General features: G+C 36.9%; 15 protein-coding genes and 1 pseudogene. 10 read left to right on the plus strand and 6 right to left on the minus strand.

Annotated features, from left to right (window positions below):
• Positions 1-223: 223 nt before the first annotated feature.
• Together GSB9_02262 and GSB9_02263 are read right to left on the minus strand one after the other, a co-directional pair.
• Positions 224-2317 (minus strand): TonB-dependent receptor, encoded by a 2094-nt coding sequence (locus tag GSB9_02262; protein ID UKM65691.1) that lies wholly within the window; start codon positions 2315-2317, stop codon positions 224-226.
• Positions 2318-2483: 166 nt separating this feature from the next.
• Positions 2484-2909, minus strand: coding sequence for a hypothetical protein (locus tag GSB9_02263; GenBank protein UKM65692.2), 426 nt, complete (start codon positions 2907-2909; stop codon positions 2484-2486).
• A 91-nt stretch (positions 2910-3000) separates the two neighbouring features.
• On the opposite strand from GSB9_02263, the gene GSB9_02264 reads away from it, so the two are divergent.
• Positions 3001-3216 carry a hypothetical protein gene (locus tag GSB9_02264; protein ID UKM65693.2) on the plus strand — a complete coding sequence of 72 codons (216 nt, stop codon included), beginning with the start codon at positions 3001-3003 and terminating at the stop codon, positions 3214-3216.
• Positions 3217-3308: 92 nt separating this feature from the next.
• On the opposite strand, the gene GSB9_02265 is transcribed toward GSB9_02264, so the two are convergent.
• Positions 3309-3740 (minus strand): TerB family tellurite resistance protein, encoded by a 432-nt coding sequence (locus GSB9_02265; GenBank protein UKM65694.1) that lies wholly within the window; start codon positions 3738-3740, stop codon positions 3309-3311.
• Between the two features lie 201 nt (positions 3741-3941).
• Entirely contained in the window at positions 3942-5045 is a 1104-nt protein-coding gene (gene dinB, locus GSB9_02266) for a DNA polymerase IV (protein UKM65695.1), read from the minus strand.
• Positions 5046-5111: 66 nt separating this feature from the next.
• Between dinB and GSB9_02267 the strand changes: the two genes are divergently transcribed.
• Genes GSB9_02267 through GSB9_02269 form a run of 3 tightly spaced genes read left to right on the plus strand, consistent with a single transcriptional unit; the run spans position 5112 to position 7003 of the window.
• Positions 5112-5585, plus strand: coding sequence for a CYTH domain-containing protein (locus GSB9_02267; GenBank protein ID UKM65696.1), 474 nt, complete (start codon positions 5112-5114; stop codon positions 5583-5585).
• On the plus strand, positions 5582-6130 hold the full coding sequence (locus GSB9_02268) for a YciI family protein (protein UKM65697.1): 549 nt from the start codon (positions 5582-5584) through the stop codon (positions 6128-6130). Before GSB9_02267 ends, GSB9_02268 begins: the two co-directional genes overlap by 4 nt.
• Positions 6131-7003 (plus strand): hypothetical protein, encoded by an 873-nt coding sequence (locus GSB9_02269; GenBank protein ID UKM65698.1) that lies wholly within the window; start codon positions 6131-6133, stop codon positions 7001-7003.
• Positions 7004-7023: 20 nt separating this feature from the next.
• Here GSB9_02269 and GSB9_02270 read toward each other — a convergent pair.
• A pseudogene (locus GSB9_02270) lies at positions 7024-8056 on the minus strand (isoaspartyl peptidase/L-asparaginase).
• Between the two features lie 119 nt (positions 8057-8175).
• Here GSB9_02270 and GSB9_02272 point away from each other — a divergent pair.
• A complete protein-coding gene (locus GSB9_02272) occupies positions 8176-9729 on the plus strand; it encodes an aldehyde dehydrogenase family protein (protein UKM65701.1) in 1554 nt (517 codons plus the stop codon).
• A gap of 187 nt (positions 9730-9916) precedes the next feature.
• On the opposite strand, the gene GSB9_02273 is transcribed toward GSB9_02272, so the two are convergent.
• Complete coding sequence (locus tag GSB9_02273; GenBank protein UKM65702.1) at positions 9917-11050, minus strand: ATP-binding protein; 1134 nt, start codon at positions 11048-11050, stop codon at positions 9917-9919.
• Positions 11051-11240: 190 nt separating this feature from the next.
• Here GSB9_02273 and GSB9_02274 point away from each other — a divergent pair, with 190 nt between their 5' ends.
• The 5 genes from GSB9_02274 (at position 11241) to GSB9_02278 (ending at position 17236) form a co-directional block, all read left to right on the plus strand.
• Positions 11241-12350, plus strand: a complete 1110-nt coding sequence (locus tag GSB9_02274; GenBank protein ID UKM65703.1) for a DUF4382 domain-containing protein — start codon at positions 11241-11243, stop codon at positions 12348-12350.
• Positions 12351-12533: 183 nt separating this feature from the next.
• Positions 12534-13535, plus strand: a complete 1002-nt coding sequence (locus tag GSB9_02275; GenBank protein UKM65704.2) for a MoxR family ATPase — start codon at positions 12534-12536, stop codon at positions 13533-13535.
• Between the two features lie 119 nt (positions 13536-13654).
• The gene (locus tag GSB9_02276; protein UKM65705.1) at positions 13655-14521 is read left to right on the plus strand and encodes a DUF58 domain-containing protein; all 867 of its coding nucleotides are present in this window, start codon (positions 13655-13657) and stop codon (positions 14519-14521) included.
• A gap of 43 nt (positions 14522-14564) precedes the next feature.
• Positions 14565-16232: a BatD family protein gene (locus tag GSB9_02277; GenBank protein UKM65706.2), complete on the plus strand. Its 1668-nt coding sequence runs from the start codon at positions 14565-14567 to the stop codon at positions 16230-16232.
• Positions 16232-17236 carry a VWA domain-containing protein gene (locus GSB9_02278; protein ID UKM65707.1) on the plus strand — a complete coding sequence of 335 codons (1005 nt, stop codon included), beginning with the start codon at positions 16232-16234 and terminating at the stop codon, positions 17234-17236. The genes GSB9_02277 and GSB9_02278 overlap by 1 nt, the downstream gene beginning before the upstream one ends.
• Positions 17237-17277 lie beyond the last annotated feature (41 nt).

The following is a 17277-nucleotide window of genomic DNA, read 5'->3' on the forward strand; positions in this document are numbered from 1 at the left end:
CTGTGCATTTTTAAAAAATAATCGTCAGTTCGAGTGGATTTTTCGATTGGGATGAGAAAAATTTATATCGAGAATTAAGATTTTGGTTGCAACATGTTCTCTATAGAATTTTTTAAGCTCCGCTTAGGTATCTTCAATCAAAATACATTTAGATTTCGATAATCTCAAAATCATTCGAACTGACGTCAATTTATTACTTCTAAGACAATTTTTTTATCTATTTCTAAAATTTATATTTAACAAACGCACTAAAATTTCGTCCAGGCTCTGTAATGGGCGTTCTGCCAAAGTCTTCTTGATTGGTAAAACTAAAATTTAAATGGTTATTGTAGTTTTCGTCAAAAATATTCAAGGCCGCTAAACCAACCGAAAGTTTTTTTATAGGCTTGAAACCAAGACGTAAATCTAAAGTTTCATAACCGTCAGTAACGGTTTCACCAAAGCTTGGTGCGATATGCTCTTGGCGACTGGTAACATTGTAATTTATAGTGGCCCAATAGCTTTCTTTTTTTAAGCCTAAAGAAAAGTTAGTTATAAAAGGCGGTGTTAGCGGTAACGACTCTTTCAAATCGTTGTTTTTTGCATAAACGTAGGCCAATTCGGTCTTAAAATTAAAGCCGTTTAAGAAACGGATTTGTGCCATGGTTTCAAACCCAGTTTTGTAGGTGTCGCTCAAATTCCTGAATACTTTTACATGTCTAGGTTCGGCCATGGGCATATATTTGCGCGAAATGTTAGGGTCGATTACCGCAACGATATAATTTTCGAATTTCGAATAATAAAAATTAGCCGAGTACTTAAATACGCTATGCGCTGTTTTGCCTTTAAAACCAATTTCAAATTGATTGTTGGCTTCTGGTTTTAGGTTGGGGTTTCCCAAATATTCATAAGGGTCTTGACCTACCGTAAAATGATTTATGTAACGTTCAACCATGTTTGCAGAACGAACACCACGTCCATAAGCTGCCTCAATGGTAAAATAATCTGAAACTAATTTTTTAATGGACACTGTTCCGCTAAAATTGTTGTCTGTCTTTTCTTCAAGGTGGTATCTTGTGGCGAAATCATCTGCTGGGTCGTTAGCGTTGCTCTTAACCATATCGTAGCGCAACCCTGTTGTTAAAAGAGCTGTAGGGGTTAAGGTCCATTTGGCTTCGGTAAAGGCTCCAAAATCGTTTATAAAAGCGTCTTGCCAAACGTTATCGTTAAAAACCATTGGGTTTTCTAACGGTGCGCCCATCATGTTTCGCTTTACCATTCGAGTTCGACCACCGGTTCTGGCTATGTGCATGACGTCAATACCACTAAAAACATTAATGGCGTTTGTTGGTTTCCAGTTGATTTCCATTTTACCGCCAATAGTTGTGGCTTCAACAGCAGAGGTGGCTTCCATCATCATGAAAGACGGTCTGTCGAAATTATTCATAAAGTGGTCTACAAAACTGTAATAGGCTTTTGCCGAAAAGCTTTTAACGCTTTCGCTAATTTCCGATAGGTTATAATCTAAAGACATGATGCTGCTGTTATCATAATCACTGTCCATGGGGAGTGCAGCGTGCAGGATATCACGACCAAAAGATTGACGCCAATGGGCCTGTAAGCGTTGGTTTTTCGTGATATTATAACCAAATTTTAAGCCGTAGTCTGTGCTTTTAAAAGAGGATGGGATTTCGATACCATTACCATCTTGGTAATTTCCAAAATTGCGATACCCAAAATTTCCAACCATATCATATTTGTTTTGAATGTAGTGCAATTGAAACATATTTACCAGAGCATTCCCGTTGGTTTCGTAACCCGCAGAAACAGTACCATGAAGGCCACGGTCTAAATAATCGGGTTTTTGTGAAACCATATTTACAATGCCTCCAAAAGTGGCGCCATAACGTACGGTAAATGGGCCTTTTATAATTTCAATTTTTGAAATTTCTTCAGGAGTAACGTGGGTTGTAATGGGATCCATACGGTTTGGGCAGGCGTGCATGGCTTTGGTTCCGCCATCGTATTGTATGTTTAGCTGTTCGTATTGGCTTGCCCTAAAGCTGGGGTCGATAGCATAATTGCCTCGTTTTATTACTGAAAACCCGTTAATACCATTAAATAAATCGGCTACATTTTTGGGCTGAACAACGTTTTTTTCATAATCGTTACTTACCGTTGTTAAAACGGGGTCTGTTTTATGGTTTCCAGTAACGATAACTTCACTTAACTTATTGATTTTTTGTTTCGTAGTATCCTGTTTAATCTCTTTAGTTGTTTGCCCAACAGAAATAAGGCAGGTTAGCGTTGCGAAAATTACGCTATATAATTTTTTCATATTCGTGATTTTTTAAAAGTTGCAAGTAATGCCTAACAATCATGTATGCATGCCTTCATAATAGACATAGATGTTCCGTTTGGTACTTGTCAAAATTTATGATAAGTCAAATTGCGTCTTTAAAATGAGTTATGCATTAAAGACGGCAAGGGTCCATATGTAAAACTTAAACCTGCGGTGGATGAAAATAAGAGGGTCTAAACTTAAAATTATAAAGGTTTAGATAATAGGCCTGTAGTTTGTTCGCGCTCAAAAAAATAGGATTCAGCTCGTATGCAAAAAAGCCTTCATTAAAAAGCAAAAGTTCATCGAAGTTAAGAAGTTGGTTGGGTTGGTTATTATCATCGGTTGATGATTGCGCCACTTTTTTTAAATGGCACTGACCATTACATTCCATTTCAGGTTTGTCTTTATTAACACATAAAGCTTCAATAAAACCAATAGGGTCTAATTTATAATAGGTATATGTGGCAGACACCCTAAAACTGTTGTACAGGATAAGGGTGGTTAGAAAAAAAACAGTAAGCGTTAAGCTATTTTTCACACGGCAAATATAATTGTTTGCCATTGAAAAGTAACTGATTTTTATCATAATACTGATGTGCGTTTTGTATGAAACTTTTGTGGCGAACTACAGTTTTTTTATTTGTTAGTTTTGAATAAAATTAAAACGCCATATGAAGATGAAAACAAAACATTTAAACACTGTATTTACCGTTGTTGTATTCGCTTTTTCGCTATCGTTTTTACAAGCTTGTAATGATGACAACAACAATGAAGATTTTGGCAGTGAACCGAACACCAAAAGGCTATCAGATGCCGATAAAGCTGTATTATTATTTATGTTGGAAGAAGAAAAACTGGCTAGAGATATTTACATATTTTTAGATAACCTATAGGAATAACCAAAGGTGTGGACTAACACAGTGATTTTATATAAAAAAAGCGCCAAAATAATGGGCGCTTTCATTTATAATCTTTTTGATATGATTTATTTATTCATATTCTTTATTTGGTCTATAAACGTATCTAAGTCTGCACCGTTTTGTACCAATGTTAAGGCCTTATCTGCAATATATTTTACGTTTACGGCATGAAACCCAAGACCTACACCAATTTTATTTAAAAGTTTGTGCTCTGGGTCACCTTTAATTTGGTCAACGTGTACCATGCGCACTAAGTCGTATAGACGCTCTAAACGCCTGTCGTAAGACACAGGTGGATTAATAGGGTGCGATTTGTAATTCTTTAAAATAGAATCGTAGTCCTCTTGACTTATGTCTAGGTGACGTGCCAATCTATCTAAAAACGCTTGCTCATCAGGAGTAATTATTCCATCATCCATCGCTACACGAACAATAGCAGCAAAGTGGCTTTCGTTACGTTTTTTAAACCCACTATCAAATAAATCTGAAAACGACATCTTATTTTGTTTTTATAGTGCTGCAAACGTACATATTTTTTTTAAGATATAAATTGAAAATTTTATTTTTTTGGAACTGGTCGAGTTAGGTATATTTTTACTGTATCTTTCTAAAACACATGCTTTAGCGAGATGTGGAAATTGAAAAAAGATGTATTCTTTTATGTAAAGGCAAAGGATTTTTTAATTTTAAAACATTTTTTAAAAGTCAAATTGCAGTTGCACACTCACCGCATTTTTTTCCTTTTGACGCTCTGGTCTTTTTTCGGTGTTGAGATTTGATAGTGAAATACCCAATAGCCTTACCGAATTTTGAAGGTTTTCTTGGTAAAGTAAATCTTTCGCGGTTTCTAAAATAATGCTCTTGTCGCTAATAAAATAGGGTAATGTTTTGCTTCGTGTTTGTAATGTAAAGTCGCTGTATTTTATTTTGAGCGTTACCGTTTTTCCGGCCACTTTGCTTTTTTTGAGTCTTTTAGAGACTTCTTCAGCAATATGTGTTAATTTTTCGAGCATAAATACTTCAGAAGATAGGTTTTCTGAAAAGGTACGTTCCGCAGCCAAGCTTTTACGAATGCGGTTTGGTTTAACTTCGCTGGTGTGAATCCCTCTAACAACGTAATAAAAGTATTTACCCGATTTACCGAAGTTCTCATTTAAAAACCCCAAAGATTTTTGCTTTAGATCCAATCCGGTAAAAATGCCTTTTTGGTACATTTTTTCTGCCGTTACTTTACCTACGCCATAAAATTTTCTAATGTCCAATTGCTCTAAAAACGGAAGTACATCCTCGGGGTTTACGGTTTTTTGTCCGTTGGGTTTGTTATAGTCGCTGGCTACTTTCGCGATAAATTTATTGATGGAAATTCCTGCCGATGCTGTTAAACCAACCTCATTTTGTATGCGTTCTCTTATTTCTTGAGCAATAATTGTGGCACTTGGGTTTCCTTTTTTGTTTTCTGTCACATCTAAGTAGGCTTCATCCAACGAAAGCGGTTCAACCAAATCTGTATAATCGTAAAAAATGGTTTTAATTTTTTTAGAGATCTCAGAATACCGTTCAAAACGAGGCCGCACAAAAATTAAATTGGGGCAAAGCTTGCTTGCGAGGCTTCCGGCCATGGCACTTTTCACACCAAAGGTCCTAGCCTCGTAACTGGCGGCGCTAACAACACCGCGCTTGCCTCCGCCACCAACAGCAATGGGCTTGCCTTTAAGTTCGGGGTTGTCCATTTGCTCCACCGAGGCATAAAAGGCATCCATATCAACATGGATGATTTTTCGTATTGGTAAATCGGCATACATGGTGTAAATTTAGGCATTAATTGTTTTGATGGCTTAGATTTACAAAGTCAAATAAAATATGAATTTATGATAGAAATTGAACGCAAATTCTTAGTGCTTTCAAACGATTTTAAAACTGCAGCCTTCAAAAAAACCAAATTGGTTCAGGGCTATTTAAACTCACATAAAGAAAGGGCTGTTCGCGTAAGAATTAAAGGTGAAAAAGGTTTTTTAACGGTAAAAGGGGCCTCGTCCAAAAATGGACTGTCTCGTTTTGAGTGGGAAAAAGAAATTGCTTTGCAGGATGCTAAAGCATTGTTAAATCTTTGCGAATCGGGCATTATCGATAAAATACGTTATGAAGTAAAGCTTAAAAACCATATTTTTGAGATAGACGAGTTTTTTGGAGATAACGAAGGTTTAGTGATTGCCGAACTTGAACTGAAAAGCGAAAACGAAACTTTCGAAAAACCAGATTGGTTGGGAGATGAGGTAACAGGAAATCCTAAATATTATAACGCCCAACTTAGCAAACACCCCTACAAAAAATGGAAATTATGAATAGAATACTAATTGCTTTTACAGTTGTAACATTTATATTTAGCTGCAAAGACCAACCAAAAACTGAAACCTCGGATAATGGAATTTTAGAAACGGTCGAAAAAAATGAAGATTCTACGGCTTTTGCTGAAACGACTTTGGAAGAACCCATTGAAAAATCAATAAGCGCAATTAAGCAAGAACTAACCGAAAAAGGATTCAAAACCTTTGATTTTATTGATGAAGAAACCCATGATACTATTTTAATGCAGCAATACTTTATGGCTTTTTTGAAAACAGGTCCTATTAGGGGACAGAATGAAGAGGAAACGGCCGATTTGCAAAAGGAACATTTAGCACACTTAAAGAAAATGTACGATTTGGGATATGCCGATATTTCTGGCCCGTTTGGCGATAACGGTAGCATCAGGGGAATAACCATTTATAATGTGCCAACCCTAAAAATGGCTGACAGTTTAGCTAATGCTGATCCTATGGTGAAAGCGGGGCGTTTGGAAATTGAAATCCGGCCATGGTGGGCAGCCAAAGGCTATTCATTACGATAAATGCTATTTAAAATAATAAAGAGCATTTATCTGTTCTTCAATATATTGGTTATACTGGCACTGCTGGCTATTCACTTTGTTTTAAAAGAAAATAGCTATGCCAGTTCGTTGCTTTTCTACAGCTATCCGTTGCCAATAATTATTTTTATCATCGTTTTTCTCTCTATTTTTTTGGGAAGGTTTAGTAAAATCAATCTTGGGTTAGCTGTTGTTTTGTCAATTTTATGGTTTGGAAGAAGTTTTAAGTTACATTTCCCGGAAAGTATAAAGGAAACAGATACTGAAATTGTTTTTTGGAATGCCTCCAGAGATAAAGGGTTTGCTGAAGCTTTTACATTGAACGATGGCATACCGGATATTATGGTGTTGACCGAAGCCACAAGTTTAGACACCACGGTTTTGAAAACGCATTACCCAGAATATCACTTCTATAAATCGGCCACCGATATGGTTGTGTTTTCCAAAACCCCAATTCATGTTCAGAAGGAAGACATTTCAAAATACCATTCACATCTATTATTTTTTAAAAGCAAGTCAATTAATTTTTGTGCTATAGATGTTCAGGGCAGTACCGATGTACCAAGGTCGTGGGAATTCGGTTTTGTAAATAACCGCATTGAGAATAACCCCAATACAGTAATTTTAGGTGATTTTAACGTGCCATTCGAATCTAAATATTTGGATGGTTTAAAACAAGATTTCAATCATGCCTTTTCAAAAAAAGGAAATGGTTTTAAAGAAACTTGGTTTTGGGTGTTTCCTTTGCTTTCGTTGGACCATATCTGGGTTTCAAAGGATTTAAAAATTCTCAAAACAGAAAAAATCCATACTTTTAAAAGTGATCATAATATGATAAAAACCTTTATTAGATAATTACAGGCAGAACCACGTGCTCAGTCTTCGAACATACCGATGTAAAGTTGGTCACTATCATTCATCATTGCCCTAAACATACCCGCTGTATTGAATTCCATGATCATATTACCGTTTTTATCGATGGCAATAATGCCGCCATCGCCACGGCCATCGCCTATGCTTGGTAATTTTCTTTGAATGACTTCTTTAGCAGCTTTTTCCAAAGACCAGTTTTTGTATTCCATTAAAGCCGAAATATCGTAGGCTACCATACCTCGAATAAAATATTCTCCCCATCCTGTTGAAGACACAGCACAGGTTTTGTTATTGGCATAAGTGCCCGCGCCAATTATGGGCGAATCACCAATACGCCCCCAGCGTTTGTTCGTCATGCCTCCAGTTGAAGTTCCTGCAGCAAGATTCCCATTTTTGTCTAAAGCCACGCAACCCACGGTTCCAAATTTACTATCGTTTATTTGTGCATTGTAAAACGCTGTCTTTTGGGCGTTCTTTACACGTTGTAGTGCATCAAAACTCTTTTTGGTAAAAAAATAGTTAGAATCAACAATTTCCAAACCTTCTTCTTCAGCAAATTGTTCAGCTCCTTTTCCAGATAGCATAACATGGGGAGACTGCTCCATAACTTTACGGGCTAAACTAATGGGGTTTTTAACTGTTTTGGTGCAAGTGGAGGCTCCAGCGTTTAAAGTCCTGCCATCCATAATGGAAGCATCATGTTCATTGAAACCGTCGTGAGTAAAAACAGCGCCCCTTCCAGCATTGAATAGTGGGGGATTTTCTAATATATTAATGGTTTTTTCAACAGCATCTAAACTGCTTCCGCCATTTTTTAATATGTTATGCCCAATTCTTATGGCTTCTTCTAATGTATTGCGGTAAACTGCTTCCTTTTCAGAAGGTATATTTTCTTTTAAAATTGTCCCGGCACCACCATGAATTACAATACAGAATTTGGCTTTCTCAGACGGCTCTTTTAACTGTCTGTTCTATATCCTTCTTGCAGGATATAGCAATGCATATAATCAGGAAAAGGGTGAAGATTTTTTTCATTATTAAGTTGAAATTTAACAAGCATAAAACTAATTGATTTATTTGTGAATTTCAATAAAACAAACTTTTTATTGTTATATTCGTAAATAATTTAAAAATTAATGACAAATCAATAATACATGAAAGCGTTAGTAACTGATTTTGGTATCGATAAAGCTTTGGAAACTTTAGGCATAAAAACTGTAAATGAAGGCACATCAACGGGTTTAAATCACTTTTCGAACGGCGAAATAATTGAAAGTGTTTCGCCAGTAGATGGGCAGCTTATTGCAAAAGTAAAAACGACTACAAAAGAAGATTTTGAAAAGGTTATGCAAACAGCGACAGAAGCTTTCAAGGTTTGGCGAACCATGCCGGCACCACAACGCGGCGAAATTGTGCGTCAGTTTGGTGAAAAGTTGCGAGAAAAAAAAGAAGCCTTAGGAAAGTTGGTGTCATACGAAATGGGAAAGAGCTACCAAGAAGGTTTGGGCGAAGTGCAGGAAATGATAGATATCTGCGATTTCGCCGTAGGGTTGTCACGACAGCTTCATGGCTTTACAATGCACAGTGAACGCCCAGGACACCGTATGTATGAACAGTACCATCCGCTTGGTGTTGTTGGTATAATTTCGGCGTTTAATTTTCCGGTAGCAGTTTGGTCATGGAATACGGCCTTGGCGTGGGTTTGTGGAGATGTTACCGTTTGGAAGCCCAGCGAAAAGGTGCCTCTTTGTGGTATTGCATGCCAAAATATTGCAGCAGAGATTTTTGCCAAAAATAATTTGCCTGAAGGTATTTCTTCATTAATTAATGGAGATTACAGGGTAGGTGAATTTATGACACAAGACAATAGGATTCCACTAATTTCAGCAACTGGATCCATACGAATGGGCAAAATTGTGGCTCAAGAAGTGGCTGCACGCCTCGGTAAAAGTCTTTTAGAGCTTGGCGGTAACAATGCCATTATTGTTACGCCCGATGCCGATATAAAAATGACGGTTATTGGTGCTGTTTTTGGAGCCGTTGGTACTTGTGGGCAACGCTGTACTTCAACACGACGGTTAATTGTTCACGAAAGCATATACGATAAAGTTAAAGGTGCGGTTGTTGATGCTTATAAACAATTACGTATTGGTAATCCGTTGGATGAGCACAACCATGTTGGCCCATTAATAGATAAAGATGCTGTTAAAATGTATCAAAATGCTTTAGAAAAAGTAGTTCAAGAAGGTGGTGAGATTGTAGTTGAAGGCGGTGTTTTAAACGGTAAAGGTTTTGAAAGTGGTTGTTATGTAAAACCAGCCATTGCAGAGGCTAAGCCAGATTTTGAGGTTGTTCAGCAAGAAACCTTTGCGCCAATTTTATACGTATTGAAATATTCTGGAAATGTTGAAAATGCCATCGACATTCAAAACAATGTGGTACAAGGGTTGTCTTCAGCTATTATGACCAACAATTTGCGAGAGGCTGAACGATTCTTGTCTGTTCAAGGTTCCGATTGTGGTATCGCTAATGTAAATATTGGTACCTCGGGAGCAGAAATAGGTGGTGCTTTTGGTGGCGAAAAAGAAACAGGTGGCGGTCGTGAGAGCGGAAGTGATGCCTGGAAAATTTATATGCGCCGACAAACAAATACTATAAATTATACTACTGAGTTGCCTTTGGCACAGGGCATAAGGTTTGATTTATAGATTGCAGATACTTTTAAATCAAAAAGGGTTAGGAACAGTCCCCTTTAAGCATAAAAAAACCTTGACTCAATTTTTGATTTGGAGCACAAGGTTTAATTAAAAAGATTAATAGCACAACAAAAATACAACTTTTCTTTAAACATAACAACGCTTAACGTTAAGCGAAGGTTAAATTTATTAACAAATGTTAATTGTATTTTACCTTTCTAAGTATCCGTAAGGCCTCTTTGTAAAGTTGGTAAACGTCTTCGCTGTAGGCTTTTAAATAAGGTTTTGCTTCGTTTAGCTTATCTATGGCCTCATGAAACAAGTTTAAATAACAAATAAGGTAAGTTGAAGGTAGGGTCCTTAGGTCTATAGTTTCCCTTTCGGTAAGCGTTATCCCTTTTTTTAGCTTATCTAAAATAACATTGTTGGTGTTGTAAATATGGTGCAGTACTTTTTTGTCGTATTGCGGAGGTTCGAACAAGAGTTTGGTTTCTATATGGTACTGTGCATTATCTTCAAACTTAATAAGCGTTTCTTCTAACGGATAATATTTTTTGGCATCTTGCAACCCTAAATTTACATATTCTATTATTTTAAAAAGCGAATCGTTAATATTGATAGCAACTTCATCAAGCGCAGAAAAGAATAATCGAACCTGTTCGTTTACAAGTTCAATATCAACTCTTGAATAAAATACTTCGTCTTTTACCATCTTTTTTTGGCCGGCCCAACACACAACAAAGTATTCTTTAAACACTTTATATTCTGGATTGTAGTCTTTTCTGGCCTCCATAAAATGAAATACGCCATCAAGGGTGTGCTCAATGTTGTTTTGTGCATTTTTTTCAATGGCCTCTACAATTTTAGAGTTTACATCTTTAATTTCAATATCGAACACTTTGGGCATACTCATGCTGCCGTCTCTAAAAAAAACAGAGCCGCCATAATATTTCCAGATGTTTTTTCTTAATGAGGTTATTTTTCCCGTGGGCCGTATGGTAACTAAACCAACAACCTTGTCTTCAGGTAAATGCGGAAAAGGTATATTTTCATATTGAACAATTGGCGGATTGGTTAAATAGGCATTAATAAGGTTTTGAATTTTACTGTCGTCAAAAAAATCGACACCAATTATTTTGTTGTCCTCATCTTCAACACCTATTACAATGTAAGAGTTGTTTTTAGGATTACTATTGGAAAGTGCACATATGTGTTTTAAAAACTTGCCCTTGCCTTCCTTTTGCGAAATATCGACTTTTCGTTTTTTATCATAAAAGCTGTTTTCGTCGTTATGAGCCAAAAGGTGTTTTATAAGTAGGCGTTTGTTAATCATAATTTGGGCGGAAATCTGTAATCCGTCGAATAGGTACGTTGTTCAACCATAAAAGTACTTAAAACAGATTGAAAATAATAAAATTGTTAGCTATTTGGAATACAGTTGTTTATAGGGCAACTTGTTTTTATATAATCCAAAATGCCCAAAGTAACCGTAAATACTAATACAAATCTTAAAATGAATAACTATGAATGCAATTAAAAAGCTTAAATTAACTTTTTTATCAATGTTGCTTGTATCCTTTTTTGGATGTGAGGACAAGGCCAATAGTGGTGGCGCTACTGGCGTTCAACCAACCATTAGTGTAAGACTTGTAGACGCCCCTGGTGATTATAAGGCCGTTAATGTTGAAGTTGTTGACGTCATGATAAAAATGGATGATGATAGCGAAGATGAAAATGGATGGATGTCGTTAGATGCCCAAAATGAAACCGTAAACCTTCTGGATTTTACAGGAGGTATCAGTAAAGTGCTTGTTGATAAATTTCCCATTCCAGCGGGAACGTTATCCCAAATGCGATTGGTCTTAGGTGATGGCAATACCATTGTTATGGAAAACGATGCAGAGGAAGATGTTGAATACGATTTAAAAACCCCAAGTGCCCAACAATCGGGTTTAAAATTAAAAGTAAACTCGGTTATAGAAGAAGGCTACACCTATGATTTTATTCTAGATTTCGATGTAGAAAAATCTATCGTGATGGCCGGAAACTCTGATAATATTATATTAAAACCAGTACTTAATTTAAGTACTGAGGTTAATTCTGGTATTATCGAAGGAAGTGTTTCTCCAAGCGATGTGCCTGCAATGGCGTCAGTTATTGTTGATGATAAGGGTAACGACAACCCAGAAGACGATGATGTAATCTCAGCTTATACCGACGAAACAGGAGCTTTTGCTTTGTGGGGTGTTCCCGGCGGAACTTATGATGTTATCATCTCGCCAGTTGATGAAGCGTCTGACTATGCTAGTGGAATGGCTACAGGTGTTGATGTTGTAAATGGTGAAACAACAACAATAGCCGAACCCATTATTTTAATGCTTAAACCAGGAAATATCACAGGAACTGTTCTTGAACTGCCCGAAGGGGTCGTTGCCACGGCATCTGTTATGGTTGAAGGTGTAGCTGTTTCCGATGAAACCGATGAAACCGGTGTTTTTCTAATTGAAGGAATTCCTGAAGGAGATTACACGCTTTTAGTAAGCGCAGAGGGTTATGTGTCTCAAGAAATTAATGTGTCCGTAGTTGCTAATGATACAAAAACAGTAGACGATATTACACTAGTTGCGGAATAAACGAATATAAATATTTCATATTAAAAGCAGTGTCATTCGACACTGCTTTTATTTTTTAACCAATAATTAACGGCTTCACCTGTTTAGTTTTAACCAATTTTTAACACCAAGGCAATAAAAATTTTAACAATTTGCATTGCTCAATTAAGGGCAGTATATTCGGGCTTTTAAAAAAATAAAATGATGGAAGAAACAGGTACAATTGATATTAAGTCGATTAACGAGAAAATTGAAAAGGAAAGTGCTTTTGTTGATTTACTGATGTTAGAGATGAATAAAGTCATCGTGGGACAAAAGCATATGGTTGAAAGATTATTAATTGGATTATTGGGGCAGGGGCACATACTGCTTGAAGGTGTTCCTGGGTTAGCAAAAACTTTAGCCATTAATACGCTGTCTCAGGCGGTACATGGTACGTTTAGCAGGATTCAGTTTACCCCAGACCTGTTGCCGGCAGATGTTACGGGAACCCTAATCTATAATATGAAGGTTAACGATTTTTCCATAAAAAAGGGGCCTATCTTTGCCAATTTCGTGTTGGCAGACGAGATTAACCGAGCGCCAGCTAAAGTGCAATCGGCCTTACTCGAAGCCATGCAGGAAAAACAAGTTACTATTGGCGACGATACCTTCAAGCTAGATAAACCGTTTTTGGTAATGGCTACACAGAACCCTGTGGAGCAGGAAGGAACCTATCCGTTGCCGGAAGCGCAGGTAGACCGTTTTATGTTAAAAACGGTTATAGATTATCCAAAAATTAACGAGGAGCAACTCATTATGCGAGCTAATCTCAGCGGGGCTTGGGATAAAGTAAATCCCGTAGTGTCTTTAGATCAAATTTTAAATGCTCAAAAGGCGGTGCGCGAAGTTTACATGGACGAAAAGATAGAAAAGTACATTCTCGATATCATTTTTGCCACGCGTTACCCAGAAAAATATAGACTTACCAGTTTAAAACCATTAATATCTTTTGGGGCATCGCCTCGTGGTAGTATCAATTTGGCTGCTGCTGCAAAATGCTATGCCTTTATCAAACGCCGTGGATATGTAATTCCAGAAGACGTACGTGCTGTGGTTTACGATGTTTTAAGGCACAGAATAGGTATTACTTACGAAGCCGAAGCCGAAAACGTAACCTCGGTAGATATTATCAACAAAATAGTAAACGAAATAGAAGTACCATAATTAGTTAGTGGTATTTGGTTGTTGATTTTTAGTCTTAGGTAAAAAGTAAAGCTGAAAACTCAAACCGGATACTAAATTTAGAACTGCTTACCGCATACTGAACACTGCACACTGAGACAATGGATACTAAAGATTTACTAAAAAAAGTACGGAAAATAGAGATCAAGACACGCCGGTTGTCTGATCATATTTTTGGAGGTGAATACCACTCGACCTTCAAAGGACGCGGTATGACTTTTAGTGAAGTGCGCCAGTATCAATTTGGAGACGATGTAAGGAATATCGATTGGAATGTTACAGCGCGTTACAACGAGCCTTATGTTAAGGTTTTTGAAGAAGAACGCGAACTTACCATGATGCTCATGGTTGATGTTTCGGGTTCTGAGCTATTCGGAACAGAGCAACAGTTTAAAAACGAAGTGGTTACTGAAATAGCAGCAACTCTTGCATTTTCAGCAACACAAAACAACGATAAAATCGGCCTTATTTTATTTTCCGATAAAATTGAGCTTTATATTCCTCCGAAAAAGGGCCGTTCGCATGTGCTTCGCATTATTAGGGAATTAATTGAATTCGAACCAGAAAGCAGGCAGACCAACATTGTCGAGGCTTTAAAATTCATGCAAAATGTCATGAAGAAAAAAGCCATTGTTTTTGTGTTATCTGATTTTATCGCAGACGATTACCACCAAACCATGAAAATAGTTTCGGGAAAACATGATGTAACAGGTATTCGAATTTACGATAAGCGCGAAGAAGAAATCCCCAATTTGGGTATGGTACAAATGCAAGATGAAGAAACAGGTGAGTGGATGTTAGTTAACACGTCATCAAAAAAAGTACGCCTCAACTACAGTAAATTTCATAACGAAAAAGTAAACTATTACAAGAATAGTTTTGCCAAATCTGGCGCTGGCGCCATAGATTGTCGTGTTGACGAAAGCTACGTAAAAAAGCTGTTGGGGTATTTTAAAAGAAGAGGATAAACGAGAAGTTGCCAGGTTGAGCGTAGTCGAAACCTACTTAAAAATGAAGAATAATTTGAACATCAAAGAACAAAGAAACAAGAATAAAGAACAAAGAAGCATCAAAAAAAGATTACTTCTGTCTTCTGCCTTTATGCTGCTTTCTTTGTTTTCTTTTTCCCAAGTTAAATCAGCTGTCGATTCCACGTCAATAAAAATTGGAGAACAGATTACGTATCATATTCAAGTTGAAACAGACTCAACAACATTGGTGGTATTCCCTGAGGGGCAAACCTTTTCGCCTTTGGAGATGATTGAATCTTATGATGTAGATACCTTAAAAAACAAGGCTAAAGTTAATCTCATAAAAAAGTATGGACTCACCCAGTTCGATTCGGGAAAATATACCATTCCAAAACAGAAAATTATTGTTGGTGACAAAACGTTTTTTACCGATTCGCTTCAAGTGGAAGTTCGAAATATAGAAATTGATACTACCAAAGGGCTCTACGACATAAAACCTATAATGGCCGTAAAAAAGCAGGGTAGTAATTGGTGGAAGTATGTTTTGCTCACATTATTGATTTTAGGAGTTTTAGCCTTTTTGTTGTATTGGTTTATTTGGCGGAAAAAACCATTAACGGAAGAAGAACAAATAGCCTTATTACCTCCTTACGACCAAGCTAAATTAGCTTTGAAAAAGTTAGATGAAAGCCAGTATTTAGAACAAGAAAACCTTAAGGATTACTACTCTGAGTTAACCTTTATTATCCGTAAATATCTTGACGAAAAAGTTTACGACCGTGCGCTAGAAAGCACAACTGACGAGCTTATAACAAGGCTTAAACTTTTAAAGGAGGGAAATCAAGTTGATTTAAGTCAAGAAGATATTAAAAACTTGGAAAGGATTTTAAAACGTGCAGATTTGGTGAAATTTGCTAAATCTGCTCCAGATATTGAGTTGGCTAAAATTGACCGCGATACGATTGATGTCGAAATAGACCATGTTAAAGAAGCATTGCCAGAACCAACAGAAGAAGAAAAGTTGTTGGATGAGAAATATCGCGAAGAACAAGAGCAAAAAAAGAAACGCAAAAAAGTATGGTTAACGGTTGGAATTAGCGTGTTTTTGCTTTTGGTGACTATAACCGGGCTTTCGATAAAGTTTGGTTTCGATTACGTGAAGGATACCATCATTGGTCACGATAGTAAAGAACTTTTGGAAGGCGAGTGGATAACAAGTGAATATGGTTTTCCACCAATAACGATAAGCACACCCAAAGTTTTAAAGCGTACAACTCCTCAGTTGCCCGAGCAAATGGCCCAACAAATGGAATTAACCCAATTTAGCTATGGTAGCTTAATTGACAGATTTCAAATACAGGTGGCCACGACAAAAATTAGGAATTTAGGTGAAAATAAAATAGACCTACAAAAAGCCATTGATGGTAGTTTGAAACTTTTTGAAAGTGCTGGTGCCCAAAATATAATTACCAAAAGCGAAAAGTTTGAAACCCCAAACGGGGCAGAAGGTTTAAAGGTGTTCGGTTCAATGGATTCGCCTGTATTGGGTACAGACAAACTCGAAAAAGGAAACTATGTAATTCTTGGTTTTACAGCCGAAAATGTAATCCAACAAGTGCTACTTTTTTATAAAGAGCAAGATGTTTATGCAGAGCAAATGGTAGAACGTATCTTAAATTCAGTGGAACTTAAAAAAGCAGAAAATTGATGTTTGAAGGCATAGAATTTGCAAATAAAGAATTTTTCTGGTTGCTGCTGGCGCTTCCATTGGCTGTGCTTTGGTATCTATTTAAAAATAAAAGACAAACGGCCGAGCTTAGAATGTCCAGCTTGAAAGGGTTTAAAATTACTAACTCGTGGTTGCCAAAGTTTAGGCATGCCTTATTTGTGCTGCGACTGTTGGCATTGGCTTTGCTAATTACCGCTTTGGCTCGACCTCAATCTGTTGATGTCTCTACAAAAACAAAAACTACCCGGGGTATTGATATTGTCATGTCTATTGACGTTTCGGCTAGTATGCTGGCTAAAGATTTATCACCCAATCGTTTGGAAGCTCTAAAAAATGTTGCAGCAGAATTTATTAAAGGACGCCCCAACGACCGCATTGGTTTGGTAGAATACGCCGGCGAAAGCTACACTAAAACGCCAATTACCAGCGATAAAGCTATAGTTTTGCGTTCGTTAAAAAGTATAAAATACAACACTATAATTGAAGGCGGGACGGCTATTGGTATGGGATTAGCCACTTCGGTAAACCGACTTAAAGACAGTAAAGCAAAAAGTAAAGTCATTATTCTGCTTACTGATGGTGTTAACAATTCAGGGTTTATTGATCCTAAAATTGCGAGCGAATTGGCCGTTGAATTTGGCATAAAGGTTTATACCATAGGTTTGGGTACCAATGGTATGGCGTTATCGCCCGTTGCTATTCTGCCTAATGGAAATTTTCAATATGGTCGTATTCAAGTTGAAATCGATGAGGCCTTGCTAAAAGAAATAGCTCAAGTAACGGGAGGCAAATATTTTAGGGCAACCAACAATAAAAAACTAGAAGAGATTTATAATGAAATAAACAAACTCGAAAAAACGGAAATAGAAGAATTTAAATTTTACAACTACGACGAAAAGTACCGTCTGTTAGTGATATTAGCAGGATTACTTTTGTTGTTGGAATTGTTATTGCGATTCACCGTTTTTAGAAGTTTTGTTTAATCTTTTTTAGATGGTAATTGACGTTGATTAAATAAAATATC

The organism is Flavobacteriaceae bacterium GSB9, from assembly GCA_022749295.1.
Taxonomy (GTDB): domain Bacteria; phylum Bacteroidota; class Bacteroidia; order Flavobacteriales; family Flavobacteriaceae; genus Flavisericum.